At 54.9% G+C, this 24,301-nt stretch carries 24 protein-coding genes and 2 tRNA genes; 13 read left to right on the top strand and 13 right to left on the bottom strand.

Going from position 1 to position 24,301, the window contains the following annotated elements:
- Positions 1-2 precede the first annotated feature (2 nt).
- Genes amiB through nnr form a run of 3 tightly spaced genes read right to left on the bottom strand, consistent with a single transcriptional unit; the run spans position 3 to position 3,337 of the window.
- Positions 3-1,355, bottom strand: coding sequence for an N-acetylmuramoyl-L-alanine amidase AmiB (gene amiB / locus PGR10_RS22100; protein WP_271031642.1), 1,353 nt, complete (start codon positions 1,353-1,355; stop codon positions 3-5).
- Between the two features lie 16 nt (positions 1,356-1,371).
- Positions 1,372-1,833 (bottom strand): tRNA (adenosine(37)-N6)-threonylcarbamoyltransferase complex ATPase subunit type 1 TsaE, encoded by a 462-nt coding sequence (tsaE, locus tag PGR10_RS22095; protein ID WP_087858285.1) that lies wholly within the window; start codon positions 1,831-1,833, stop codon positions 1,372-1,374.
- Entirely contained in the window at positions 1,826-3,337 is a 1,512-nt protein-coding gene (nnr, locus tag PGR10_RS22090) for a bifunctional ADP-dependent NAD(P)H-hydrate dehydratase/NAD(P)H-hydrate epimerase (RefSeq protein ID WP_430924107.1), read from the bottom strand. The genes tsaE and nnr overlap by 8 nt, the downstream gene beginning before the upstream one ends.
- Positions 3,338-3,350: 13 nt before the next feature.
- On the opposite strand from nnr, the gene queG reads away from it, so the two are divergent.
- On the top strand, positions 3,351-4,490 hold the full coding sequence (gene queG / locus PGR10_RS22085) for a tRNA epoxyqueuosine(34) reductase QueG (RefSeq protein ID WP_015704164.1): 1,140 nt from the start codon (positions 3,351-3,353) through the stop codon (positions 4,488-4,490).
- Positions 4,491-4,760: 270 nt separating this feature from the next.
- Here queG and PGR10_RS22080 read toward each other — a convergent pair.
- Positions 4,761-4,836, bottom strand: a tRNA-Gly gene (locus PGR10_RS22080).
- A gap of 71 nt (positions 4,837-4,907) precedes the next feature.
- Positions 4,908-4,983: transfer RNA gene (locus PGR10_RS22075), tRNA-Gly, on the bottom strand.
- 292 nt (positions 4,984-5,275) lie between these two features.
- Between PGR10_RS22075 and PGR10_RS22070 the strand changes: the two genes are divergently transcribed.
- Complete coding sequence (locus tag PGR10_RS22070) at positions 5,276-6,007, top strand: arginine ABC transporter substrate-binding protein (RefSeq protein ID WP_213795033.1); 732 nt, start codon at positions 5,276-5,278, stop codon at positions 6,005-6,007.
- Between the two features lie 41 nt (positions 6,008-6,048).
- Here the strand turns inward: PGR10_RS22070 and orn are convergent, their stop codons facing one another.
- Entirely contained in the window at positions 6,049-6,594 is a 546-nt protein-coding gene (gene orn / locus PGR10_RS22065; protein ID WP_015704162.1) for an oligoribonuclease, read from the bottom strand.
- 94 nt (positions 6,595-6,688) lie between these two features.
- Here orn and rsgA point away from each other — a divergent pair, with 94 nt between their 5' ends.
- The 3 genes from rsgA to mscM all read left to right on the top strand — a co-directional run bounded on the left by rsgA (position 6,689) and on the right by mscM (position 12,214).
- Entirely contained in the window at positions 6,689-7,750 is a 1,062-nt protein-coding gene (gene rsgA / locus PGR10_RS22060; protein ID WP_015368642.1) for a small ribosomal subunit biogenesis GTPase RsgA, read from the top strand.
- A gap of 150 nt (positions 7,751-7,900) precedes the next feature.
- Positions 7,901-8,863 (top strand): archaetidylserine decarboxylase, encoded by a 963-nt coding sequence (gene asd / locus PGR10_RS22055; protein WP_113374741.1) that lies wholly within the window; start codon positions 7,901-7,903, stop codon positions 8,861-8,863.
- A 24-nt stretch (positions 8,864-8,887) separates the two neighbouring features.
- Positions 8,888-12,214 (top strand): miniconductance mechanosensitive channel MscM, encoded by a 3,327-nt coding sequence (gene mscM, locus PGR10_RS22050; protein ID WP_430924106.1) that lies wholly within the window; start codon positions 8,888-8,890, stop codon positions 12,212-12,214.
- A 43-nt stretch (positions 12,215-12,257) separates the two neighbouring features.
- On the opposite strand, the gene yjeM is transcribed toward mscM, so the two are convergent.
- Positions 12,258-13,760 (bottom strand): glutamate/gamma-aminobutyrate family transporter YjeM, encoded by a 1,503-nt coding sequence (gene yjeM / locus PGR10_RS22045; RefSeq protein WP_430924105.1) that lies wholly within the window; start codon positions 13,758-13,760, stop codon positions 12,258-12,260.
- Between the two features lie 202 nt (positions 13,761-13,962).
- Positions 13,963-14,940 carry an elongation factor P--(R)-beta-lysine ligase gene (gene epmA, locus PGR10_RS22040; protein ID WP_430924104.1) on the bottom strand — a complete coding sequence of 326 codons (978 nt, stop codon included), beginning with the start codon at positions 14,938-14,940 and terminating at the stop codon, positions 13,963-13,965.
- A gap of 277 nt (positions 14,941-15,217) precedes the next feature.
- On the opposite strand from epmA, the gene frdA reads away from it, so the two are divergent.
- The 5 genes from frdA to PGR10_RS22015 all read left to right on the top strand — a co-directional run bounded on the left by frdA (position 15,218) and on the right by PGR10_RS22015 (position 19,155).
- On the top strand, positions 15,218-17,008 hold the full coding sequence (gene frdA, locus PGR10_RS22035) for a fumarate reductase (quinol) flavoprotein subunit (protein WP_113374740.1): 1,791 nt from the start codon (positions 15,218-15,220) through the stop codon (positions 17,006-17,008).
- Entirely contained in the window at positions 17,001-17,735 is a 735-nt protein-coding gene (gene frdB, locus PGR10_RS22030; RefSeq protein ID WP_087859210.1) for a fumarate reductase iron-sulfur protein, read from the top strand. The genes frdA and frdB overlap by 8 nt, the downstream gene beginning before the upstream one ends.
- Positions 17,736-17,745: 10 nt before the next feature.
- Positions 17,746-18,141: a fumarate reductase subunit FrdC gene (gene frdC, locus PGR10_RS22025; RefSeq protein WP_045362549.1), complete on the top strand. Its 396-nt coding sequence runs from the start codon at positions 17,746-17,748 to the stop codon at positions 18,139-18,141.
- Positions 18,142-18,151: 10 nt separating this feature from the next.
- Positions 18,152-18,511, top strand: coding sequence for a fumarate reductase subunit FrdD (frdD, locus tag PGR10_RS22020; protein WP_015368650.1), 360 nt, complete (start codon positions 18,152-18,154; stop codon positions 18,509-18,511).
- A 113-nt stretch (positions 18,512-18,624) separates the two neighbouring features.
- Positions 18,625-19,155, top strand: a complete 531-nt coding sequence (locus tag PGR10_RS22015) for a lipocalin family protein (RefSeq protein WP_045396405.1) — start codon at positions 18,625-18,627, stop codon at positions 19,153-19,155.
- Here the strand turns inward: PGR10_RS22015 and sugE are convergent.
- The 4 genes from sugE to efp all read right to left on the bottom strand — a co-directional run bounded on the left by sugE (position 19,152) and on the right by efp (position 20,668).
- A complete protein-coding gene (gene sugE / locus PGR10_RS22010) occupies positions 19,152-19,469 on the bottom strand; it encodes a quaternary ammonium compound efflux SMR transporter SugE (protein WP_015368652.1) in 318 nt (105 codons plus the stop codon). The two genes, PGR10_RS22015 and sugE, sit on opposite strands and share 4 nt — an antisense overlap.
- A gap of 138 nt (positions 19,470-19,607) precedes the next feature.
- A complete protein-coding gene (ecnB, locus tag PGR10_RS22005; protein ID WP_015368653.1) occupies positions 19,608-19,754 on the bottom strand; it encodes a lipoprotein toxin entericidin B in 147 nt (48 codons plus the stop codon).
- A gap of 151 nt (positions 19,755-19,905) precedes the next feature.
- Positions 19,906-20,037, bottom strand: a complete 132-nt coding sequence (locus PGR10_RS22000; protein ID WP_087859224.1) for an entericidin A/B family lipoprotein — start codon at positions 20,035-20,037, stop codon at positions 19,906-19,908.
- 64 nt (positions 20,038-20,101) lie between these two features.
- Positions 20,102-20,668 (bottom strand): elongation factor P, encoded by a 567-nt coding sequence (efp, locus tag PGR10_RS21995; RefSeq protein ID WP_003855940.1) that lies wholly within the window; start codon positions 20,666-20,668, stop codon positions 20,102-20,104.
- A gap of 42 nt (positions 20,669-20,710) precedes the next feature.
- Here efp and epmB point away from each other — a divergent pair, with 42 nt between their 5' ends.
- Positions 20,711-21,742, top strand: coding sequence for an EF-P beta-lysylation protein EpmB (epmB, locus tag PGR10_RS21990; RefSeq protein WP_430924103.1), 1,032 nt, complete (start codon positions 20,711-20,713; stop codon positions 21,740-21,742).
- A 164-nt stretch (positions 21,743-21,906) separates the two neighbouring features.
- Here the strand turns inward: epmB and PGR10_RS21985 are convergent, their stop codons facing one another.
- Complete coding sequence (locus PGR10_RS21985; protein ID WP_087859212.1) at positions 21,907-22,464, bottom strand: winged helix-turn-helix domain-containing protein; 558 nt, start codon at positions 22,462-22,464, stop codon at positions 21,907-21,909.
- 501 nt (positions 22,465-22,965) lie between these two features.
- Here PGR10_RS21985 and PGR10_RS21980 point away from each other — a divergent pair.
- Complete coding sequence (locus tag PGR10_RS21980; RefSeq protein WP_113374738.1) at positions 22,966-23,529, top strand: fimbrial protein; 564 nt, start codon at positions 22,966-22,968, stop codon at positions 23,527-23,529.
- A 56-nt stretch (positions 23,530-23,585) separates the two neighbouring features.
- Positions 23,586-24,272, top strand: a complete 687-nt coding sequence (locus PGR10_RS21975) for a fimbrial biogenesis chaperone (RefSeq protein ID WP_087859214.1) — start codon at positions 23,586-23,588, stop codon at positions 24,270-24,272.
- Positions 24,273-24,301: the final 29 nt, after the last annotated feature.

The following is a 24,301-nucleotide window of genomic DNA, read 5'->3' as shown; positions in this document are numbered from 1 at the left end:
CCTTAGTTAATCAACGACCCGCCAGGCGAACTGGCGCTGGCGGTTTGCGCAGCCGTGCCGCGCGGCGCTGATTGCAGCGGGTGCTGCATATAATAGTTACGCAGCCCTTTATAAATCGCCTCTGCAATCTGCTGTTGGTAATCATCGCTACCCAGCAGGCGCTCTTCGCCGTTATTACTGATAAAGCCAGTTTCTACGAGGATCGACGGAATATCCGGCGAGCGCAGAACGCCAAGGCTGGCATGCTCCGGGCGGCGTTTATGCAGATTACCAACCCGCTGGAGCTGGCTGAGTACATCGGTCGCCACATCATAACCGACGCGCTGGGAATGGCCGAACTGTAAATCCAGCACCGCCTGGCTCAGATAAGGATCCGACTGGCTATTCGCCAGCACATCGCCCGCGCCGCCCAGAAGTTCGGATTGTTTCTCATGCTGTTCAAGCCAGCCGGCCATTTCGCTGTTAGCGCGGCGGTTAGAAAGTACCCACACCGATGCGCCAGTCGCATCGCGATTCGGGGCCGCATCGGCATGGATAGAGACCAGGAAATTGGCGTTTTGTTTGCGCGCCACGTCCGAACGCCCCATGACCGAGATGAAGTAGTCGCCGTTGCGGGTCAGCACCGGTTTAAACTGCGGATCGTCGTTGAGCAACGCCCGTAGCTTATGGGCGATAGCAATCGTGACGTTTTTCTCTTTGGTGCCGCCCGGTCCGATAGCGCCAGGATCCTGGCCGCCGTGACCGGCATCAATAGCGATAATTATTTTTTCGTCAGATGAGACGGTACGCGCCGCCGGTCGGCTGATGGTCTGGTTGTTAGTCATCGCCGGCTGACTGCTGGTGACCACCGTGGTTCTGTCGCTACCAGAGTTTTTAAACGGATTGCGCGGCGGCTCGCTCGGACGCGGCGCCACTACCGGCGCTTCGACCCGTTTCGCTACCACTGGCGGCGGCGGAGGGGGCGGCGGCACATCGGCGTTAATGGTAAAGACGACGGTATAGTTGGCGCCGTTTTGCTGCTTCGCCGCCCGCGTTTTACCATCTTCCGTCAGATCGACCAACAGCCGCAGAGATTGCGTATCCTGAGGCGAGCCAGAGCGAATGCTTTTGACCAGATTATTACCGCTAAACTGCAGCGGCAGCCCCTGAAGCACGCCGGTTTGTTTGATATCCAACGCCACCACGCGCTTACCTTGCGGGGTGAAGGAATATTCGGGATCGCCGACAAAACTTAGCGTGATGCGGGCCTGCCGATCGCCGTTTGAGACCTGGATATCGGATAAACTTGCCGCGGACGCCTGAGTGCCGAACAGCATCAGAGCGGCGGCCAGCCAACTGGTTATACGATACTTCATCCCGTCATCCTTTAGGCTAAATGGCTAAACGCGCCAATAAAGACTCACCCAATGAAGAGACCGCCGTTACGCGCGCCTCACGCCCTTGCGCCTGGTAATCCAGGTGAATTTCGACATCCGGGTCAGGCAGTACACCCGCGCCTTGTTGCGGCCATTCCACCAGGCAGATGGCATCGTTAGCGAAGTAATCGCGGATCCCCATAAATTCGAGCTCCTCAGGATCCGCCAGGCGGTACAGGTCGAAGTGATACACCATCAGATTTTCGAGGGTGTAAGGCTCCACCAGCGTATACGTTGGGCTTTTGACATTGCCGCGGTGGCCAAGGGCCTGTAGAAAACCGCGGCTGAAGGTGGTTTTACCCGCGCCTAAATCGCCATACAGATAGATAACCGTCGCGCCGGTACAGGCCTGCGCTACGCGGTTGCCAAGGTCTAATGTCGCCTGCTCGTCGGGTAAAGGAATCACACGGTTAATCATGGTCTAGGTCAATCACATCCGGGTTAACAACACGCCTTAGCGTGCAAAAAAGATCGGTCGCCAGCATCCCACGGGCGCCATCTCTGGCGGCCAGTCGGTCTGCGGCTTCGCCGTGCGCCACGCAGCCTGCGCAAGCGGCATCATACGGGGTCAGCCCCTGTCCCAACAGCGCGGCGATAATGCCGGTGAGCACATCGCCCATCCCGCCGCTGGCCATTCCGGGATTACCGGCATCAATGATACCGATTTCACCCGCGTTATTCGCCACTACGGTTCCTGCGCCTTTTAGCACCACCACGCCGCCATACCGTTTTACCAGACGTTGTACAGAATGTAAGCGATCGCTTTCAACTTCTGCCACGCTGATATTCAATAAACGGGCGGCTTCGCCAGGATGCGGGGTTAACACGCGATTGTGACGTTTATCGGGATTGATTGCCAGCAGGTTCAACGCGTCGGCATCCCAGACCATTGGTTTGCGAAAATTCTCTACCTGCCGCAGCGCCGCTTTCCCCCATTCGCTTTGCCCAAGACCGGGGCCAATCGCCACGACATCCGCCCACTCCAGGCTCTCGGTAAGGGTGTCGCCGTTCAGCTCATGAACCATCAATTCCGGCCTGGCAGTCACGATCCCCGCGATATTTTCCGCCCTGGTCAGCACGCGTACTAAACCCGCGCCGGCACGTAGAGCGGCCTCGCCCGCCATACGAATGGCGCCAGCGGTGCCGCGATCGCCGCCAATAATCACCAGCCGACCATGCGAACCTTTATGCGACGTCGGACGACGCGGCGGCAGCCAGCCTGCCAGCTGCGCCGCGGAAAAACGGCGAATAGCGGTGTTTTGCCCGGCAAGCCAGCGCTCCAGACCGAGCGCATGATGATGTAAGCGCCCGACAACGTCGCGGGCATTACCGGTCAGCAGACCGGGTTTTAGCGCGATAAACGTCAGAGTATGGGCGGCGTGGATCGCCGCGCCAGGCGTCGCGCCGGTTTGCGCGTTCAGCCCGGAGGGGATATCAAGCGCAATAACCGGCGCGGGATAGGCGTTCGCCAGTTCAATCAGCCCGGCGACGTTAGCGCGCGGCGCGCTATGCAGGCCGGTGCCGAGCAGCCCGTCAATAATCAATGAGATATCATCCGGCCAGGCGCTATCGGCGGCGTGGATGACGCCGCCGGCATTGAGCCACTCTTCCCGCGCGGCCTGCGCCTCTTCCGGCAGCGGCTTATCGCTTTCCAACGCCAGTAGCGTTACCGCGATGCCCTGCGCCTGCGCCAGTCGCGCGACGACATAGCCGTCGCCGCCGTTATTGCCGTGGCCGCAAAGAATCAACCAGTGCTGGCTGGCGGGATAAAGGCTTCGGGCCAGTTGAAACGCCGCCTCGCCGGCACGCCGCATCAATTCAAAAAGCGTCAGCCCGAGACTATCCGCCGCCTCTCTTTCCGCCTGGCGCAGCGTCTCCGCTGGCCACACGATGTGTGGTATACTGTCAGGGTTTTTCGTCATTGTATGGTCCATCATGTCACAGCCCCTCGATCTCAATCAGTTAGCGCAGCAAATCAAACAATGGGGCACCGAGCTTGGCTTCCAGCAGGTCGGTATTACCGATACCGATCTCAGCGCCAGCGAACCTAAACTACAGGCATGGCTGGATAAACAATACCATGGCGAAATGGAATGGATGGCTCGCCACGGCATGATGCGCGCCCGGCCGCATGAACTGCTGCCCGGTACGCTACGCGTAATTAGCGTGCGCATGAACTATCTGCCCGCCAATGCTGCTTTCGCCAGCACTCTGAAAGATCCCACGCTGGGTTACGTCAGCCGTTATGCCCTGGGGCGTGATTATCATAAGCTGCTACGTAACCGCCTGAAAAAACTCGGCGAGATGATTCAGGAACAGTGTGCTTCGCTCAATTTTAGACCGTTTGTCGATTCCGCGCCTATCCTGGAGCGGCCAATCGCTGAAAAAGCGGGCCTTGGCTGGACAGGTAAGCACTCACTTATCTTAAGCCGCGACGCCGGATCGTTTTTCTTCCTGGGCGAGTTGCTTATCGATCTGCCACTGCCGATAGACCAGCCGGTTGCCGAAGAGTGCGGGCGTTGTGTCGCCTGTATGACTATCTGCCCCACCGGCGCCATCGTCGAGCCCTATACCGTCGACGCGCGGCGCTGCATCTCCTATCTGACCATCGAGCTGGAAGGCGCCATCCCGGAAGAATTTCGTCCGCTTATCGGCAACCGTATTTACGGCTGCGATGATTGCCAGTTGATATGCCCGTGGAACCGTTTTTCGCAGCTCACCGATGAAGAGGACTTCAGCCCGCGTAAAGCGCTACATGCGCCGCAGCTGATTGAGCTGTTCGCCTGGAGCGAAGCCTGGTTTCTGAAAGTCACTGAGGGATCGGCGATACGCCGTATCGGTCACTTACGCTGGCTACGCAATATCGCCGTCGCGCTCGGTAATGCCCCGTGGAATGAAGCCAATCTGGTCGCGCTGGAAAGTCGCCGAGGTGAGCACCCACTTCTCGATGAACACATTGAATGGGCGGTTGCGCAGCAGATCGAAAAGCGAAACGCCAACGTTGTCGAAGTGCAGTTGCCGCAGAAATTACGCCTGGTCCGGGTGGTCGAGAAAGGATTACCGCGCGACGCCTGATTCATTCACAGGCTGTGAATAAAAACAAAAAAACATTGCGTTTCAACGGGCAGACGTACGTCAAGTGATCGAATTAACAGTTTGAAATGAAATTTAAATGTTAAATTTCAATCAGATACAATAATACTATTTACAAAGTGAAGCATTTGTCGCGCAGTCAGCCAAACGACAGCCTGTGGATAACTCTGTTTACAGTATTTTTGGATAGGTAATGAAAATCATCCCCGGCGCGATTTCGCACTGTGGATAAATTGGATAAAGGAAGAAATTTGGAGCGGGAAACGAGACTCGAACTCGCGACCCCGACCTTGGCAAGGTCGTGCTCTACCAACTGAGCTATTCCCGCTTACATCGGTTTTCAATTTACCTGCTGGTAACCTGAAAACTATGCTTTGGTATGGTGTGTCTTTCAAATTTTGGAGCGGGAAACGAGACTCGAACTCGCGACCCCGACCTTGGCAAGGTCGTGCTCTACCAACTGAGCTATTCCCGCGTTACTGCTTTTTTGCCATATTTCGATGGCGTCGTAATTTGCATTTCTGCGTCGTTACGGGAGGCGCATTATACGAGAATTCGATTCACCTGCAACCCCCTGGCGAGCACTTTTTTTCGTTTTTTGTTTGAATGGACATTTTCTCGCCACACAGCCCACTGAATTGTATAAATAACCGCCATAATTAGCAAAATATCTTTTTCCCCCCGCGCGAATGGCGCAAAATCGCCCGCATGACACCGCGGTGGCTATCCGCGAAAAGGTCCACCATGACGACTATCAGGGATTAAGAATGAAAAAAGCGCTTTCCGTCCTGCTGCTGACCACATCAATCATCGGAACAGCTTCTGCCGAGACGCTCCATTTTGGCACCACAACCGCCAATCCGCCGTTTGAGACCGTCAAAGGCAAAGGCCAACCTACGGGTTTTGACATTGATTTGGCCAATGCGCTGTGTAAACAGATGCAGGCGGAATGTAAATTCACGCCGCAGCGCTTTGATACGCTCATCCCGGCGCTACGCTTTAAAAAGTTCGACGCTATTATCGCCGGCGTTGAAGTATTGCCGATGCGTGAAAAGCAGGTCGCCTTCACTCAGCCTTATCGCCAGGAGCTCTCCGGGGTGGTAGTCACGGCAAAAGACGCCGCCCACGGGTTTGCCGACCTGCAGGGTAAAAAGCTCGCCGTGGTCAAGGGCAGCGTTCATCAGCGTTATCTACGCGATAAACAAAAAGGCATTCAAACCGTCGCCTTTGGCAGCGATAGCGAGGCGCTGACAGCGTTGAAAAGCGGCGAAGTCGACGGCGCGATCGGCGATTTAGCGACGATGGACCAGTGGCTGGCGGATAATCCTGATTACGCCGAGATGAAAGAGCGCGCCACCGACCCGGCCTACTACGGCAAACAATATGCCATCGCGGTACGCAAAGACGACCCGGAGTTGCTTAAGCAGATTAATGACGCGCTGGAGGTCGTGAAGGCGTCGCCGGAGTTCCAGCAGATGGAACAAAAGTGGTTTAAGTAACACATCAAAAAGAACGGGGCCATGTCGGCCCCGTTGACGCTTCAGAGCTTAATAAAATGCTCGCGATAATAGGCTAACTCGGCGACGGATTCGCGGATATCGTCCATCGCCTGGTGAGTGCCCTGCTTTTTAAACCCATCAAGGATTTCCGGCTTCCAGCGGCGCGCCAGCTCTTTTAGGGTGCTGACGTCGAGATAGCGATAATGGAAGTAAGCTTCCAGTTCCGGCATATATTTGAACAGGAAGCGGCGGTCCTGACCGATGCTGTTGCCACAAATTGGCGATTTCCCCGCCGGCACCCACTGCTTGAGAAACTCAATAGTGGCCAGTTCCGCTTCACGGTCGCCCACGGTACTGGCCTTCACGCGATCGACCAGCCCGCTGCCGGTATGAGTGCGCACGTTCCATTCGTCCATTAGCGCCAGCTGAGCATCAGACTGGTGCACGGCAATGGTCGGGCCTTCTGCCAGAATATTAAGATTCGCGTCGGTGACCAGGGTGGCGATTTCGATAATGCGATCGCGCTCGGGATCCAGCCCCGTCATCTCAAGATCGATCCAAATCAGGTTGTTTTCATCTGCACTCATGCTATTTTCCACCCTTCTTGCGTGACTATATTCATCTAAAATAGCGTGTATCATAGAGGTTTTGCCCCATCAGGGCGACCAGGAGCCAGTTCGATTGAGTAAAAATAAGCTCTCCAAAGGCCAGCAGCGCCGCGTCAAGGCCAACCACCAGCGCCGCCTGAAAACGACTTCGGAGAAGGCCGACTACGATGACAACCTGTTTGGCGAGCCTTCTGAAGGTATCGTCATCAGCCGTTTTGGTATGCATGCCGATGTCGAATCCGCGGATGGCACGACCCACCGCTGCAACATTCGCCGGACCATTCGTTCCCTGGTGACCGGCGACCGCGTGGTCTGGCGGCCAGGTAAAGACGCCGCCGACGGGGTCAACGTCAAAGGTATCGTCGAAGCGGTACATGAACGCGCCTCGGTGTTAACGCGCCCGGACTTTTACGACGGCGTGAAGCCTATCGCGGCAAATATCGACCAAATCGTCGTGGTTTCGGCCATTTTACCCGAACTGTCGCTCAATATTATCGATCGCTATCTGGTGGCCTGCGAAGCGCAGAATATCGAACCGTTACTGGTACTGAATAAGATAGACCTGCTGGACGATGACGGCATGGCCTTCGTCAACGAGCAGATGGATATCTATCGCCAGATCGGTTATCCGGTATTGATGGTGTCCAGCCATACTCAGGACGGCCTGAAGCCGCTTGAAGAGGCGCTGACCGGGCGCATCAGCATCTTTGCCGGCCAGTCCGGGGTGGGTAAATCCAGCTTGCTGAACACGCTGCTGGGACTGCGGGATGAGCAAATCCTGACGAACGACGTCTCTGATGTTTCAGGGCTCGGCCAGCACACCACCACCGCCGCACGTCTTTATCACTTCCCGCACGGCGGCGATGTGATTGACTCCCCAGGCGTGCGCGAGTTCGGCCTGTGGCATCTTGACGCGGAACAAATCACCAACGGCTTTGTCGAATTCCATGATTATTTAGGCCATTGCAAGTATCGCGACTGCAAGCACGACACCGACCCAGGCTGCGCCATTCGCGAAGCGGTAGAAAAAGGCGCTATCGCCGAAAGCCGTTTCGCCAACTATCACCGCATCCTGGAAAGTATGGAACAGGTGCAGGTAAAAACGCGTAAAAGCTTTTCATCAACCGACGACTGACATTTAAGCTGTCCTCGCTAAACGTAATCGCTTTGCCGGCAAGACGGCGCGGATACAATTCGCTGAAGTTTACGTATAGAATCGTCCCCCTTTTCAGTACCCCGCGCCAAAGCGGGGTCAGGAACGACAATTAACGGCCTGGAGGCTACCTTGTTAAACTCGTTTAAACTCTCACTGCAATACATTCTGCCTAAACTGTGGCTCACCCGCCTCGCAGGCTGGGGGGCAAGTAAACGAGCAGGCTGGCTGACTAAACTGGTTATCGATCTGTTCGTCAAATACTACAAAGTCGATATGAAAGAGGCGCAGAAGCCGGATACTGCCGCTTACCGCACCTTCAACGACTTCTTCGTCCGCCCGCTGCGTGACGATGTTCGCCCGCTGAACACCGATCCCAACGTGCTGGTAATGCCGGCTGACGGCGTTATCAGCCAGCTTGGCGCTATCGAAGATGACAAAATTCTGCAGGCCAAAGGCCACAATTACACCCTGGAGGCCCTGCTGGCGGGTAACTACCAGATGGCCGACCTGTTCCGTAACGGTAGCTTCGCCACCACTTATCTGTCGCCGCGCGACTATCACCGCGTGCATATGCCGTGCAACGGCATCCTGCGCGAGATGATCTATGTCCCAGGCGATCTGTTCTCGGTCAACCACCTGACGGCGCAAAACGTACCGAACCTGTTTGCCCGCAACGAGCGCGTTATCTGCCTGTTCGATACTGAATTCGGTCCAATGGCGCAGATTCTGGTCGGCGCAACGATTGTTGGCAGCATCGAGACCGTCTGGTCCGGCACCGTGACGCCGCCGCGGGAAGGTATTATTAAACGCTGGACCTGGCCTGCAGGCGAAAGCGAAGGCTCCGTTGCGCTGCTGAAGGGCCAGGAGATGGGCCGCTTTAAGCTGGGCTCAACGGTGATTAACCTGTTTGCGCCAGGCCAGGTGAAGCTGGTTGAACAACTGCAAAGCCTGTCAGTCACCAAAATCGGCGAACCGCTGGCGACGGCCGTAGAAGCTGATATCTCCGTGGAACCTGCGCCGTTGCCGGAAGAAGAGATCCGCGCCGAACACCGCGCCAGCCCGCTGGTTGACGATAAACAAGACGAAGGTTAATTCCGGACGACAAAGGGTTACGCCGTGCGCCTGATATACACTTTTCTGTTGGCCTTGAGCCTCAGCTTCGGGGCGTACGCAGCGACGGCCCCGGACGTCAAACAAATTACCCAGGAACTGGAACAGGCGAAGGCGGCGAAACCCGCCCAGCCTGAAACCGTCGAAGTCCTGCAAGCCGCGCTGAATGCGCTGGAGGAGCGCAACGCCTCCGTTGAGCGCGCTCGCCAGTACCAGGACGTTATCGATAATTTCCCCAAACTGTTTCAAACGCTCCGCGCTCAGTTAGCGAATGTCAGCGAAACGCCGCACCAGGTACCTACCGCCCTCACCGCCGACGCGCTGAATCAGGAGATCCTGCAGGTCAGCAGCCAACTGCTGGAAGCCAGCCGCCAGGCGCAGCAGGAGCAGGATCGGGCGCGGGAAATCGCCGACTCCCTTAATCAATTACCACAGCAGCAAACCGACGCCCGCCGCAAGCTTAATGAGATTGAACGTCGCGTCGGCGCGCAGCCCGGCAATACGCCGCTGGCGCAGGCGCAAAATCTCGGTCTGCAGGCGGAATCCGCGCGTCTGAAAGCGCTGGTCGACGAGCTGGATCTGGCCCAACTCTCCGCTAACAACCGCCAGGAACTGTCGCGCATCCGCTCTGAGCTGGCGCAGAAACAGAGCGAACAGCTCGATGCCTACCTGCAGGCGCTGCGTAATCAGCAGAACAGCCAGCGCCAACGCGAAGCGGAAAAGGCGCTGGAGAGCACCGAGCTGTTGGCGGAAAACAGCGAAAACCTGCCGCCGGGGATCACCGACCAGTTCAAAATTAACCGCGAACTATCGCAGGCGCTTAATCAGCAGGTTCAGCGCCTGGATCTGGTGGCCTCGCAGCAGCGGCAAGCAACCAATCAAACGCTCCAGGTGCGCCAGGCGCTGAACACCCTGCGCGAACAGTCGCAGTGGCTGGGATCATCAAATCTACTCGGCGAAGCGCTACGCGCCCAGGTCGCCCGTCTGCCGGAGCGCCCGCGCCCACAGCAGTTAGATACTGAAACGGCCCAGTTGCGCGTACAGCGCTTGCATTACGAAGACCTGCTCAGCAAGCAGGCGCAGCTACGGCTGATTCGCCAGGCCGACGGCGAGCCGCTCACCGCGGAACAAAACCGCATCCTGCAGGCGCAGCTGCGCACCCAGAGCGAGCTGCTTAACTCGCTGCTGCGCGGCGGCGATACCCTGCTGCTCGAACTGACGAAACTGAAGGTCGCCAACGGCCAGTTAGAAGACGCGCTGAAAGAGATTAACGAAGCAACCCACCGCTATCTGTTCTGGACCTCGGACGTCAGCCCAATTGGCTTCTCCTGGCCGCTGGAAGTGGTGCAGGATCTGCGTCGTCTGATCTCGCTTGATACCATCAACCAGCTCGGCAAGGCCAGCGTCATGATGCTGACCAGCAAAGAGACGCTGTTCCCGCTTTTTGGCGCGCTGGTGCTGGTGGGCTTCAGTATCTATTCGCGCCGCCACTTTACCCGCTTCCTTGAGCGCTCCAGCGCGCGGATTGGCAAGGTGACGCAGGATCACTTCTGGCTGACGCTGCGTACCGTGTTCTGGTCAATTCTGGTGGCTTCGCCACTGCCGGTATTGTGGATGACGCTCGGCTATGGATTGCAGGCGGCCTGGCCCTTCCCGCTGGCGGTCGCCATTGGCGACGGCGTGACCGCCACCGTGCCGCTGCTGTGGGTGGTGATGATTTGCGCCACCTTCGCCCGGCCGAATGGATTGTTCATCGCCCACTTCGGCTGGCCGCGTAACCGCGTCGCCAAAGCCATGCGCTACTACCTGATGAGCATCGGGTTGATCGTACCGCTGATTATGGCGCTGATCATGTTCGATAATCTCAACGACCGTGAATTCTCGGCCTCTCTGGGCCGCCTGTGCTTCATGCTGATATGCGGCGCGCTGGCGCTGGTTACCTTGAGCCTGAAGCACGCCGGGATCCCGCTGTATCTTGATAAAGCAGGCGACGGCGAGAACATGGTGAACCGTCTGCTGTGGAACCTGCTGCTCGGCGCGCCGCTGATCGCGATGCTGGCGGCGGCAGTGGGCTATCTTGCCACCTCGCAGGCGCTACTGGCGCGACTGGAAACCTCGGTCGCCATCTGGTTCCTGCTGTTGGTGGTTTACCATATTATTCGCCGTTGGATGCTGATTCAGCGTCGGCGTCTGGCCTTCGATCGCGCCAAACACCGCCGTGCGGAAATCCTCGCCCAGCGCGCCCGCGGCGAAGAAGATACCGCCCACTCCACCAGCACAGAAGGCTCGGTCGAAGCGGAAGTCAGCGAAGTCGACCTCGACGCCATCAGTACCCAGTCCCTGCGCCTGGTCCGCTCGCTGCTGATGCTAATCGCCCTGCTGTCGGTGATTATTCTGTGGTCGGAAATTCACTCGGCATTCGGCTTCCTCGAAAATATCTCGCTATGGGATGTGACCTCCACGGTACAGGGCGTCGAAAGTCTTGAACCCATTACTCTTGGCGCCGTCCTGATCGCCATTCTGGTGCTGATTATCACCACCCAGCTGGTGCGCAATCTCCCGGCGCTGCTGGAGCTGGCGATTCTGCAACATCTGGATTTGACGCCGGGTACCGGCTACGCCATCACCACCATCACCAAATATCTGTTGATGCTAATTGGCGGGCTGGTCGGCTTCTCGATGATTGGTATTGAGTGGTCGAAACTGCAGTGGCTGGTGGCGGCGCTCAGCGTCGGTCTTGGTTTTGGTCTACAGGAAATTTTCGCCAACTTTATCTCCGGCCTGATCATCCTGTTTGAAAAACCAATCCGTATCGGCGATACGGTCACTATCCGCAGCCTGACCGGTAGCGTGACGAAAATTAATACCCGCGCCACCACCATCAGCGACTGGGACCGTAAAGAAATCATCGTGCCGAACAAAGCGTTCATCACCGAACAGTTCATCAACTGGTCGCTGTCGGATTCGGTCACTCGCGTGGTGTTGACTATCCCGGCGCCCGCGGAGGCCAATACGGAAGAGGTCACGCAGATTCTGTTAACCGCCGCTCATCGCTGCTCGCTGGTGATTGATACCCCGGCGCCGGAAGCGTTTCTCGTTGACCTGCAGCAGGGGATACAGATTTTCGAGCTGCGTATTTACGCCGCCGAGATGGGCCACCGTATGCCGCTGCGTCATGAGCTGCATCAGCTGATTCTGGCGGGTTACCGCGCGCACGGCATCGACATGCCGTTCCCTCCGTTCCAGATGCGCCTGGAAAGCCTGGATGGCCTGCGCAGCAGCCAGCCGCTAAACTCAGCGGGTAAAACCAGCCGTACGCCAGGAAGTTTGTAAGCACTAACTAGCCCGGTGAGCGCTTCACCGGGCATTCTCTTTCTTAACCCTCCGCCAGCGCTACCTGTACCGCCGTTCTCTGACGATAGTTCTCGTAGATCCCTAGCGCCAGTAGCGAGAAGAAAATCGGCCCGCCGACCATCCACAGCGTACTGTTCCAGTCGCCGGAATCCATCACCGGCTGAATAACGGTGAAGATATTGGCGAACGCTACCACCAGTACCACTATCGTCGTCGCCAGCAGCGTACTTATGCGGCTTTTGAACATCACAAATGGACGATCGAGCTCGGCTTTGACCTTAAAGAACGGGAACGCGATCGCCAGGAACAGATACGGCAAGGTCATCGAGACGTTAGCCATCAGCGTCAGCTTGTTATAAAACGCCGAGGCGGTATCGCCGCCGAAAGAGACCAGCAGAATAAACAGACTCACCAGCAGACACTGCAGCCACATGGCGTTAGCCGGCATGCCGTTGGCGTTGACTTTGGTCATCATCGTCGGCCACAGCGCTTTCGGCGTCCCCTGAATAATCGCCTTCAGCGGCGAATAGCTCAGGGTGAAGAATGCGCCGGTATAGGCCAGGAACATCGACAGCCCGGTAATGCGTGCAAACCATACGCCGGTCAGCGCCGCCGCCTGCGGCGACAGATGCAACGCCTGTCCAAGCGTTGCGCCAAGGCTGGTCATCAACACATAGGTGATATTGCCGAGGTTGGTACTGTGGTTGCTCAATACCTGCTGCCAGTTGGCGCTGACGCCCCACAGCACGATGGCCAGCGAGTAGCCGATCGAAATCACCAGCGCGGCGATAATAATGCCTTTGGCAAAGTTCTTTTCCGGCTTCACGGTTTTATCCACCAGCCCGCCGACCGCTTCAATCCCGCCATAGGCGAAAATGGCGAATACCACGAAAGAGAGCATCGCCAGCCCGGATTGATATCCTGGATTCGGCGACGCCGTGAAATCCAGCGGTTGTGCGAAATGGCCGCCGTTCAGCAACAGAATCGCCCCGCTTACCAGCAGCAGTACCAGATTCAGGCACATCACCGCGATACCGCCGACGGCGGTAATTTTGGCAATCTTATTTATCCCTTTCGCCGCCACCAGCGTCACCAGCACCATCCAGCAGGCGGCCAGCACGCCGACGGTTTGCGTCGAGGTTAAGCCGGCAAAAGCCCAGCTCTGGGTTTTATCCGCGCCGAAGAGAAAGGTCGAAAAAGGGACCCAAATTTTCGCCGCGGTGCTGACCATCCACACCACATAGGATGAAAACCACATAAAGGTGCCGATAAACGCAAAGCGCGGCCCGACGCTGCGGTTCATCCACGAATAGATCCCGCCCTCTTCCTTACGATATGCCGAGCCCATCTCCGCCATCATTAAGGCGAAAGGAATAAAGAAAAACAGCGCCGAGAAAAGATAAAACGGCATCGCGCTATAACCCATCAGATAAAACGCCGAAGGGCTGTTGGCAAAGCCAAACACCGAAGTAAAGATCATTAATATCAGCCCAATCAGGCTCATCTTCTTGATTTGTTGAGGCATAAATCGATCCAAACGTGAGCGTCGCCGAACGGCGTCGCCAGGTAAGCAGAAATTGAACGCGGATCCTAGCAATAATCCAGTTTGAAATTGTGGTTATTAGGGCTAATGCAGCGGGGAGAACTGTAAAAATCTTTGAATGAAGGGGAAAACGCTAACGGCAGGAAACAGCTTCCCTCTCCTCATGAAAGGGAAGCGCAGTTCATCAGGCGCGATCGACGGTGAATGAGATCACTTCGCCGATGGTCTCTACACCTAACGCCAGCATCACCAGGCGATCGACGCCCAGCGCGACGCCGGAACAATCCGGCAGGCCGGCTTCCAGCGCAGCCAGCAGATTATAGTCGATGGGCTGTTCCGGCAGGCCGCGGGCCGCACGTTTGCGGTTGTCCTGCTCAAAACGCTGCTGTTGTTCGCGCGCGTCGGTCAATTCATGGAAGCCGTTCGCCAGCTCCATCCCCTTGTAGTAGACCTCGAAGCGCTCGGCGACGCGGTGATCTTCGGTGCTGATCTGCGCCAGCGAAGCCTGGCTTGCCGGGAAGTGATAGACGAACGTCGGACGTTCTTTACCGATGTGCGGCTCTACGCCCATGGCGAACAACAACTGCAGCAGCGTATCGCGATCTTCTTCCGTATCAGCGATATTACTGAGATCGAGCTTTGCCGCCACTTCGCGCAGCTGGGTTTTATCTGCCGAGAGCGGATCGATCTCCAGATAGCGCTGGAAGGCCTGTTGATAAGAGAGGCTTTCCGCGGGGGCGCACTCAAGCACCTGCTGTAGTAAATCGTCAACTTCGTTAATCAGACGGTACATGTCATAGCACGGACGATACCACTCCAGCATGGTGAACTCTGGATTGTGGTGACGGCCCATCTCTTCATTACGGAAGCTTCGGCACAGCTGAAATACCGGCCCGCATCCGGCGGCCAGCAGCCGCTTCATGTGGTATTCCGGGCTGGTCATCAGATACAGATTCAGACCCTGAGAGTGGCCGGGGCCGACGAAACGGGTTTCAAACGGGAACATGTGGATATCGGTCACCGTTGCCTGACTCATACAAGGCGTTTCCACCTCCAGCACGCCGCGGTCGGTAAAGAAACGGCGAATTTCCGCCATTACAGCCGCACGTTTTAACAGATTTGGAATGGATGCGCTCGGCTGCCAGGTTGCCGTCTCGCTCATGGTACTTTTCTCCGATTTCATACAAGGGCACGAAGTCTACTCGCAACCGTCGAGTGAAACAAATTTTGTGCAATCCGGCGGCGATATTACATCCTGATAATTTATTGCTAACTTAATTGCATAAATAAAATTGATAAATCAGCGCACGGATTGATAAAAAAATCGAACGCGTCAATTTTCCCCAACATCCCTATGGCTATACTCATTTACCTATAAAGGAGCAGTGATACTTTTTCGCCAGCCCGGCGGCGAAATACACAAAAACTGGAGGAATGTCGTGCAAACTTTTCAAGCCGATCTTGTCGTCATTGGCGCAGGCGGAGCAGGTCTTCGCGCAGCCATCGCCGCTGCGCAGGCTAATCCAAAAGCCAAAATCGCACTGATTTCAAAAGTCTATCCAATGCGTAGCCATACCGTCGCCGCCGAAGGCGGTTCTGCGGCGGTCGCGCAGGATCACGATAGCTTTGAATACCATTTTCACGACACCGTCGCCGGCGGCGACTGGCTCTGTGAACAGGATGTCGTAGACTATTTCGTACACCACTGCCCCACGGAAATGACCCAGCTTGAGCTGTGGGGCTGCCCGTGGAGCCGCCGCCCGGACGGCAGCGTCAACGTTCGCCGCTTCGGCGGGATGAAAATCGAACGTACATGGTTCGCCGCCGATAAAACCGGCTTCCATATGCTGCATACCCTCTTCCAGACCTCCCTCCAGTTCCCGCAAATTCAACGTTTCGACGAGCACTTCGTGCTGGATATTCTCGTCGATGACGGCCAGGCCCGCGGCCTGGTGGCAATGAATATGATGGAAGGCACGCTGGTGCAAATTCGCGCCAATGCGGTCGTCATGGCTACCGGCGGCGCTGGCCGCGTCTATCGCTATAACACCAACGGCGGCATCGTCACCGGCGATGGCATGGGCATGGCGCTGGGCCACGGCGTCCCGCTGCGCGACATGGAGTTCGTCCAGTATCACCCAACCGGCCTGCCGGGTTCGGGGATCCTGATGACCGAAGGCTGCCGCGGCGAAGGCGGTATTCTGGTGAATAAAAACGGCTACCGCTACCTGCAGGATTACGGTATGGGGCCAGAAACGCCGCTCGGCGAGCCGAAAAACAAATACATGGAACTCGGCCCGCGCGATAAAGTCTCTCAGGCCTTCTGGCACGAGTGGCGCAAAGGCAACACCATTTCGACGCCGCGCGGCGACGTGGTTTATCTCGACCTGCGCCATCTCGGCGAGAAGAAACTGCTTGAACGCCTACCGTTCATCTGCGAACTGGCGAAAGCCTATGTCGGCGTCGATCCGGTAAAAGAGCCCATTCCGGTGCGTCCGACCGCCCACTACACGATGGGAGGCATCGAAACTGACCAGCAGTGCGAAACCCGCATCAAGGGCCTGTTCGCCGTCGGCGAATGTTCCTCCGTCGGTCTCCATGGCGCCAACCGTCTGGGATCCAACTCGCTTGCCGAGCTGGTGGTCTTTGGCCGCCTTGCCGGTGAGCAAGCCATGCAGCGCGCGATGGCCGCGGGCGAAGCTAACAACGCGGCGCTGGATGCGCAGGTCAACGACGTTGAAAACCGTCTTAAAGACCTCGTTAACCAGCAAGGCAATGAAAACTGGGCCAAAATCCGCGATGAAATGGGTATGTCGATGGAAGAAGGCTGCGGTATCTATCGCACGCCGGAGCTGATGCAAAAAACCATCGATAAGCTGGCCGAGCTGCAGGAGCGCTTTAAGCGCGTGCGTATCACCGACACCTCCAGCGTATTCAATACCGACCTGCTCTACACCATTGAGCTGGGCCATGGTCTCAACGTCGCCGAATGTATGGCGCACTCCGCTATCGCGCGTAAAGAGTCCCGCGGCGCTCACCAACGTCTCGATGAAGGCTGTACTGAACGCGACGACGTCAATTTCCTCAAGCATACGCTGGCCTTCCGTGAGGCCGACGGCAGCACGCGTCTGGAGTATGGCGATGTGAAGATCACCACTCTGCCGCCGGCTAAACGCGTGTATGGCGCCGAAGCGGAAGCCGCTGAGAAGAAGGAGACGACCCATGGCTGAGATGAACAAACTGAAAATTGAAGTGGTGCGCTACAACCCGGAAGTCGATACCGCGCCGCACAGCGCTTTCTATGAAGTCCCCTACGACGAACAAACCTCGCTGCTCGACGCGCTGGGCTATATCAAAGACAACCTCGCGCCGGATTTAAGCTACCGCTGGTCGTGCCGCATGGCGATCTGCGGTTCTTGCGGCATGATGGTCAACAAGGTGCCAAAACTGGCCTGTAAAACCTTCCTGCGCGACTATACCAAAGGGTTGAAGGTAGAAGCGCTGGCCAACTTCCCGATCGAGCGCGATCTGGTGGTCGATATGACCCACTTTATCGAAAGTCTGGAAGCGATTAAGCCGTATATCATCGGAAATAACCGCACGCCGGAGCAGGGGCCGAATAAGCAGACTCCCGCGCAGATGGCGAAATACCATCAGTTCTCCGGCTGCATCAACTGCGGTTTGTGCTATGCCGCCTGTCCGCAATTTGGTCTGAACCCGGAGTTCATCGGCCCGGCGGCGATCACCCTCGCCCATCGCTACAACGAAGACAGCCGCGACCACGGCAAAAAGGAACGTATGGCGCAGCTTAACGGCCAGAACGGCGTGTGGAGCTGTACGTTTGTCGGCTTCTGCTCCGAAGTTTGCCCGAAGCATGTCGATCCGGCGGCCGCCATTCAGCAGGGCAAGGTAGAAAGTTCGAAAGACTTCCTGATCGCCACCCTGAAACCACGCTAAGGAGTGCACTATGACGACTAAACGCAAACCCTACGTGCGGCCCATGACCTCCACCTGGTGGAAGAAGCTGCCATTTTATCGCTTCTATATGCTGCGTGAAGGGACGGCGGTGCCGACGGTCTGGTTCAGCATCGTGCTGATTTACGGCCTGTTCGCCCTTAAGCACGGCGCCGAAAGCTGGGATGGCTATGTGGCATTCCTGCAAAACCCGATTGTGGTGATCCTCAACCTGATCACCCTGGCAGCGGCGCTGCTGCACACCAAAACCTGGTTTGAGCTGGCGCCGAAAGCCGCCAACATCATTATTAAAGGCGAGAAAATGGGGCCTGAGCCGCTGATTAAAGGGCTGTGGGCGGTAACGGCGCTGGTTAGCATCGTGATCCTGTTTGTCGCGTTGTTCTGGTAAGGAGGCTGATATGATTAATCCCAATCCCAAACGTTCCGATGAACCGGTGTTCTGGGGGCTGTTTGGCGCAGGCGGCATGTGGGGGGCGATTATCGCGCCGGTGATGGTGCTACTGGTCGGCATTCTGCTGCCGCTGGGACTCGCCCCTGGCGATGCTTTCAGCTACGAACGCGTTTACGCCTTCGCCCATAGCTTCATCGGCCGCCTTTTCATCTTTCTGATGATTGTTCTGCCGCTGTGGTGCGGCCTGCACCGTATCCACCATGCGATGCATGATCTGAAAATCCACGTACCGAACGGCAAATGGGTCTTCTATGGCCTGGCGGCGATTTTAACCGTCGTTACCCTGGTCGGCGTGTTATTTATCTGATGCGACATCTCGCCCGGTAGCAATCTGTTACCGGGCTCGCTTATCGACAAAATCTCCCTACTTTTTTCCTGCCGCTATCTACACTTAGAGAAAAAGCGGTAAGGAAGGTACCTATGCGTCTGCTGCCAGTGTTAACCGTGGTTATCGCGTCGTTGCTGAGCGTTGCGTGCAGCAATCCCGTTCCTCCCGCTGGCGTGACCGTCGTCAGCCCATTCGAAAGCCAACGCTTCCTCGGCACCTGGTATGAAATAGCCCGCTTCGATCATCATTTCGAAAGCGGACTGGAAAAGGTTACGGCGACTTACAGCCTGCGCGGCGATGGCGGCATTGATGTGGTCAATAAAGGTTATAACCCTGACCGCGGCATCTGGCAGAAAACAGACGGCGTGGCCTGGTTCACCGGCGATCCGAACCGCGCGGCGCTAAAAGTCTCGTTCTTCGGCCCTTTCTATGGCGGATACAACGTGATTGCGCTGGATAAAGAGTACCGCCATGCGCTGGTTTGCGGGCCGAATCGCGATTACCTGTGGCTACTGGCGCGTACGCCGAAGATTTCGCCGCAGGTAAAACAGCAGATGCTGGATATCGCCACCCGGCAGGGCTTCGACGTGAGCAAACTGATTTGGGTTAACCAGCGCTATTAATGTGCGCTGATTTTCAGACCAATAATGCCGATGACAATACAGGCCAGGCTTGCGATGCGCATCGGGCTTGCGGATTCACCCAGCAGCACGATGCCGGTTATCGCTGCGCCTACGGCGCCGATCCCGGTCCACACCGCATAGGCGGTACCCACCGGCAGTGATTTCATCGCCCACGATAGCAGCGCCATACTGACGACCATAGCGGCAATGGTAATCACGCTTGGCAGCAGACGGCTAAACCCATGGGTGTATTTGAGGCCGACGGCCCACACGACTTCCAGCAAACCGGCGATAAAGAGAATGATCCAGGACATATGGCTCCAGTAATGGGGCCGTCCCCGAATGAGATACGCTCACGGGTCGTCCCGCAAGGTGGTTGAAAACGCCGGGATTATAAACAACGGCGCCGTGAATGTGAAGACCGGTACGGCGCGAGGCCGTACCGGTAATGTTTAATTCTGAGCTTTGGTCGCCGCACCAGAGATAGCGCTGCCGCCGTCAGAAATGTCTTCACCGATACCACGCGTGGTGTTACATGCGGTGAGCACGGAGGAAAGGACCAAAACAGTAAAGAACGCCGCAATCGTTTTTTTCACCATAATATCATCCTTATAAACAGTTTTTGTTTTCTTGCCCTATAAGCATAGCCAAACTGATTCAGAATGAAGGGATAGTCGCGTTTTTTAAGAGAAAAAGAGGTTCAGACTGAACTGCGCAAAATGAATTGCAGGGAAGGCAGATGAAATGAGACTAGCTGACGGCGTGAGAAATCGCGTGCCCTAACCCCTGGATATCTTCGCCAAAACCGCGGGCGGTATTACATCCAGTAAGCAGCGCGCCGCTGAGCAGCAGCAAAATGAGAAATTTGAGCGTCCGGTTCATGTTAATCCTGACATGAAACTGGAGGCGCAGCAGCATGGCTGCGCCCACCGTCTCACAGCATGAATTACTTCACGCGAGATACGTATTCGCCGGAGCGGGTATCTACTTTGATGACTTCGCCAATCTGAACGAACAGCGGAACTTTAACCACAGCGCCAGTGGACAGAGTCGCCGGCTTGCCGCCAGTACCTGCGGTGTCGCCTTTCAGACCTGGATCGGTTTCAACGATTTCCAGTTCAACGAAGTTCGGCGGCGTGACAGCGATAGGCTGACCGTTCCACAGGGTCACGATGCACTCAGCCTGATCCAGCAGCCATTTCGCGTTGTCGCCGATAGCTTTAGCATCAGCGGACAGCTGTTCGAAGGTTTCGTTGTTCATGAAGTGCCAGAACTCACCATCGTTGTACAGGTAAGTCAGGTTCATATCGACAACGTCCGCGCCTTCTGCAGAGTCGGTGGACTTGAACGTTTTTTCTACACGGGTGCCGGTCAGCAGGCGACGCAGCTTAACGCGTGCGAATGCCTGACCTTTACCTGGTTTAACGAATTCACTGGCTTCAACCGCATACGGTTCACCATCCATCATGATTTTAAGACCAGCACGAAAATCGTTGCTATAGTAAGTCGCCATAAGGCCCTCTGAAATTGTTTAACTTGGTAGCTAAGCCACAAAATGGCGCATATTGTAACCCTAAATACCCCATCCAGAGAAGATTGGATCACGCAACTTGCCGATGTTGTGACCAGTCCCGATGAACTATTGCATCTTTTAGATCTGGAAACAGATGCAAACCTATTGGCGGGACGTGATGCGAAGCGTCTCTTCGCGCTGCGCGTACCGCGCGCGTTTATTGCACGTATGGAAAAGGGCAACCCAAACGATCCCCTTCTTCGTCAGGTACTTACCGCACAAGAAGAGTTTGTTGCCGTCCCTGGTTTTTCCACCGATCCGCTGGAAGAACAACACAGCGTTGTACCAGGCCTGCTGCATAAATATAGCAACCGGGCGCTATTGCTGGTGAAAGGAGGCTGTGCGGTCAACTGCCGCTACTGCTTCCGCCGCCACTTCCCCTATGCCGAGAACCAGGGCAATAAACGCAACTGGCAGGCAGCGCTCGAGTACATTGCCGCCAATCCGCAGCTTGATGAAATTATTTTTTCCGGCGGCGATCCGTTGATGGCCAAAGACCACGAACTGGATTGGTTGCTGACGCAACTGGAAGCTATCCCGCATATTAAACGGTTACGCATCCATAGCCGCTTGCCGATTGTCATTCCGGCGCGGATCACCGAAGGGCTGGCGGCTCGCTTTAACGCCTCCTCGCTGCAGATCCTGTTGGTTAACCATATCAATCATGCCAATGAGATCGGCCCGGAATTTCGGGCGGCAATGGCGCTGCTACGGCAAGCGCGCGTGACGCTGCTCAACCAAAGCGTCCTGCTGCGCGGCGTTAACGACAACGCACAAACCCTGGCGGACCTCAGCAACGCGCTGTTCGATGCCGGGGTGATGCCCTACTACCTGCACGTGCTTGATAAAGTCCAGGGCGCAGCCCACTTCATGGTCGAAGACGAGGAGGCCCGGGCAATCATGCGTAAGCTATTAACGCTGGTATCCGGATATATGGTGCCAAGGCTGGCACGTGAAATCGGCGGCGAACCGAGTAAAACGCCGCTGGATTTAGGTTTAAAGCAACAAAACTAAGTTTTTCTGCCGGCCCTGTCCGGCAGATACTTAAATGACAAGTATGTTCGCCTGGCAAATAAAAGATATAACATTTTTCACCAGCGTTATCCAGAAAGCGGTGTTTGCTTAACATTTATAATTATATATACGCGTATCTATTAAATGATGCGCTAATAGAGCATCTAAAAAAGCAGTGAAAGTATATTAGTTGCGACCATAACAATAAACATCACCACGATCCATTTAGGTAATTTAAACGTAGTTCCTCTGCGACTTTCGCTTCGATTAGCATTAACGGTATTTTTAACTTCGTACATTTCGCTCTCTATGCTCTCCCTATCACTTGCAGAATCATCTACATTCGTTGATGGGCTCGCTATTATCTCTTGCGTTGTGGTAACTGGAGTGATTACCGCATCCGTGGCAAGGATAAACCCGCGCTGCCTGACGGTAATAATGATATCCTGAGATAGTCCGGCCTTTACCAGTGATTTTCTGAGCAATGAGATATTTTGGTAAAACGTGTTTTGCGCAACTATTACCCCCCTTGTTTTCCAGACAGTTTCCAGAAATTCCTCACGTGAAATGATCCTGCCATTACTTTCTATTAGCAACAATAAACAACGCGCCGTTGGTCCATTTAAGTTAACGGTAGTGCCATTTTCATTAACAGTTCGCAACTCACTCATATTCACGTCAAAAATAACTTCATCATTAATGATGAATTCACTAAATGCCATAATGTCTTCCCTTTTTCATTAGCTATGTGAAATAAACATGAAATTAATGAAATCCCATCTTTAATGTTGCGCGAATAGCCTTGAACAGGCCTGCTATTAGATGGCTTCACATATCAATCATTGAGTCTCGATTTTGCATCAAAGATAAGACTAACATGATATTTAAACTGAATGGAAGCCAGAGATACCGCACAACATTCATCGAATCAACGCTATCACTTATAGTTCGAATAAAAATGTGAATCGTTCCTTTAGTCATTAAAAAGATTATTCAATTAAAATTCACATGCATTTTCACCAACGGCGAATTAGATTCCTCAGTGCTCCCGTCTTAAGCTAAATGCAGGCTAACACCTGCTTATTAGCGTAAGGGACAACAAGGAGTACAGAGATGGGATAGTGTAGTTCTTGGGGCAATTATTGGATTATTAGACCAACCAATAATTAGCAATTAGAGCGATATCTATTTCAAGGATTACGTATTTATACATGGACAAATAAATGAAAAAAACAATCGTAGCTGTAATGGTTGCTGCATCTGCAGTTCTGAGTGCTCAGGCAATGGCCGCTAACACTGCTGAAGTGACCGTTCTGGGTGAAGTCAATGACTCCTCCGCTTCTTGCGTAGTCACCCCGACTGGTACTCTGAACAACGGCATCGTTCGTCTGACTTCTGTTACCACCAGCGAAGCGAACGCTCAGGCTGCAAACACCCTTTTCAAAAGCCAGAAGTTTGGTTTTGATGTTTCTGATTGCGCCCAAGGCAGCAAAGATCCGGCAACAGGCCTGACTGTTGCTGTTACTGGTACCACCAGCAGCAACGCGACCATTCTGGACAACACCGCTGACGACGGCGCTGCCGGTATCGGTATCGGTATCGCGAAAGTCAGCGATGGTTCTCGCGTAGCCTTCGATGGTTCCCAAACCATGTCCGAAACCTACACTGACGGTTCCGTCACTTCCCTGAACTACTACGCTGGTTATGTGAAAGTAAATGCCACAACTGCTGTAACCGAAGGTCCGGTTAAAGGCGTTGCAACCTTTACTATCGATTACACCATCTAATTCTATTTTAGAGGGCTCGCCGTCTGGCGAGCCCTTTTTCCGTTTAGAGAAATGCTATGTTAAGCACCTTATTTAAACTTTTCATTCCCTTTTTTTTATTGATTAGCGGTATTGCACATGCTGGTATCGTTATCGAGTCAACTCGCTATCTTTACAAAGAGGGCGCTCGCGAAATCACCGCGCAGATTGAGAACAAAGACGGTATTCCTTACTTAATTAAGTCGTGGATTGAGACCCCAAAAGGGCAAATCCCCTCTTTCACGGCGACTCCGCCACTATTCCGACTCGAAGCAAAACAGCAAAATACCGTGCGTTTGTTTTCAACCAATAATGTTACTGCGCCAACAGATCGAGAATCTATATTTTATTTCAATATTATGGCTATCCCGCCAGCTGATGACACCAATGCCAAAAACAATACGATTCAGCTAGCGGTTCGCCACCGTATGCGTCTGGTATACCGGCCAAAATCGCTGTTTGATATGAAGCCAAATACAGAAGCGGCAAAACTCCAATGGCGTAAATCAGGCAATAAATTGTTCATTAACAATCCGACACCTTTTTTCTATTACTTCAACACAATAAAAATAGGTAACACCGAAATAAAAAATGAAGTAAACACCGTCCCTCCGATGGAAACAAAAGAAGTCACGTTAAAGGAAAGTGTCAATGCATCAAGCGTGACATGGAAAATAGTTAATGATTATGGTGGGGCCGGATCGCTCTATTCATCACCGTTGTAATTTGGAATTTTTATTAACGTTATAGGGAT

The organism is Klebsiella sp. 141198, assembly GCF_050600785.1.
Classification (GTDB): Bacteria; Pseudomonadota; Gammaproteobacteria; order Enterobacterales; family Enterobacteriaceae; genus Klebsiella; species Klebsiella aerogenes.
This window is presented reverse-complemented; position numbering and strand designations above follow the sequence as displayed.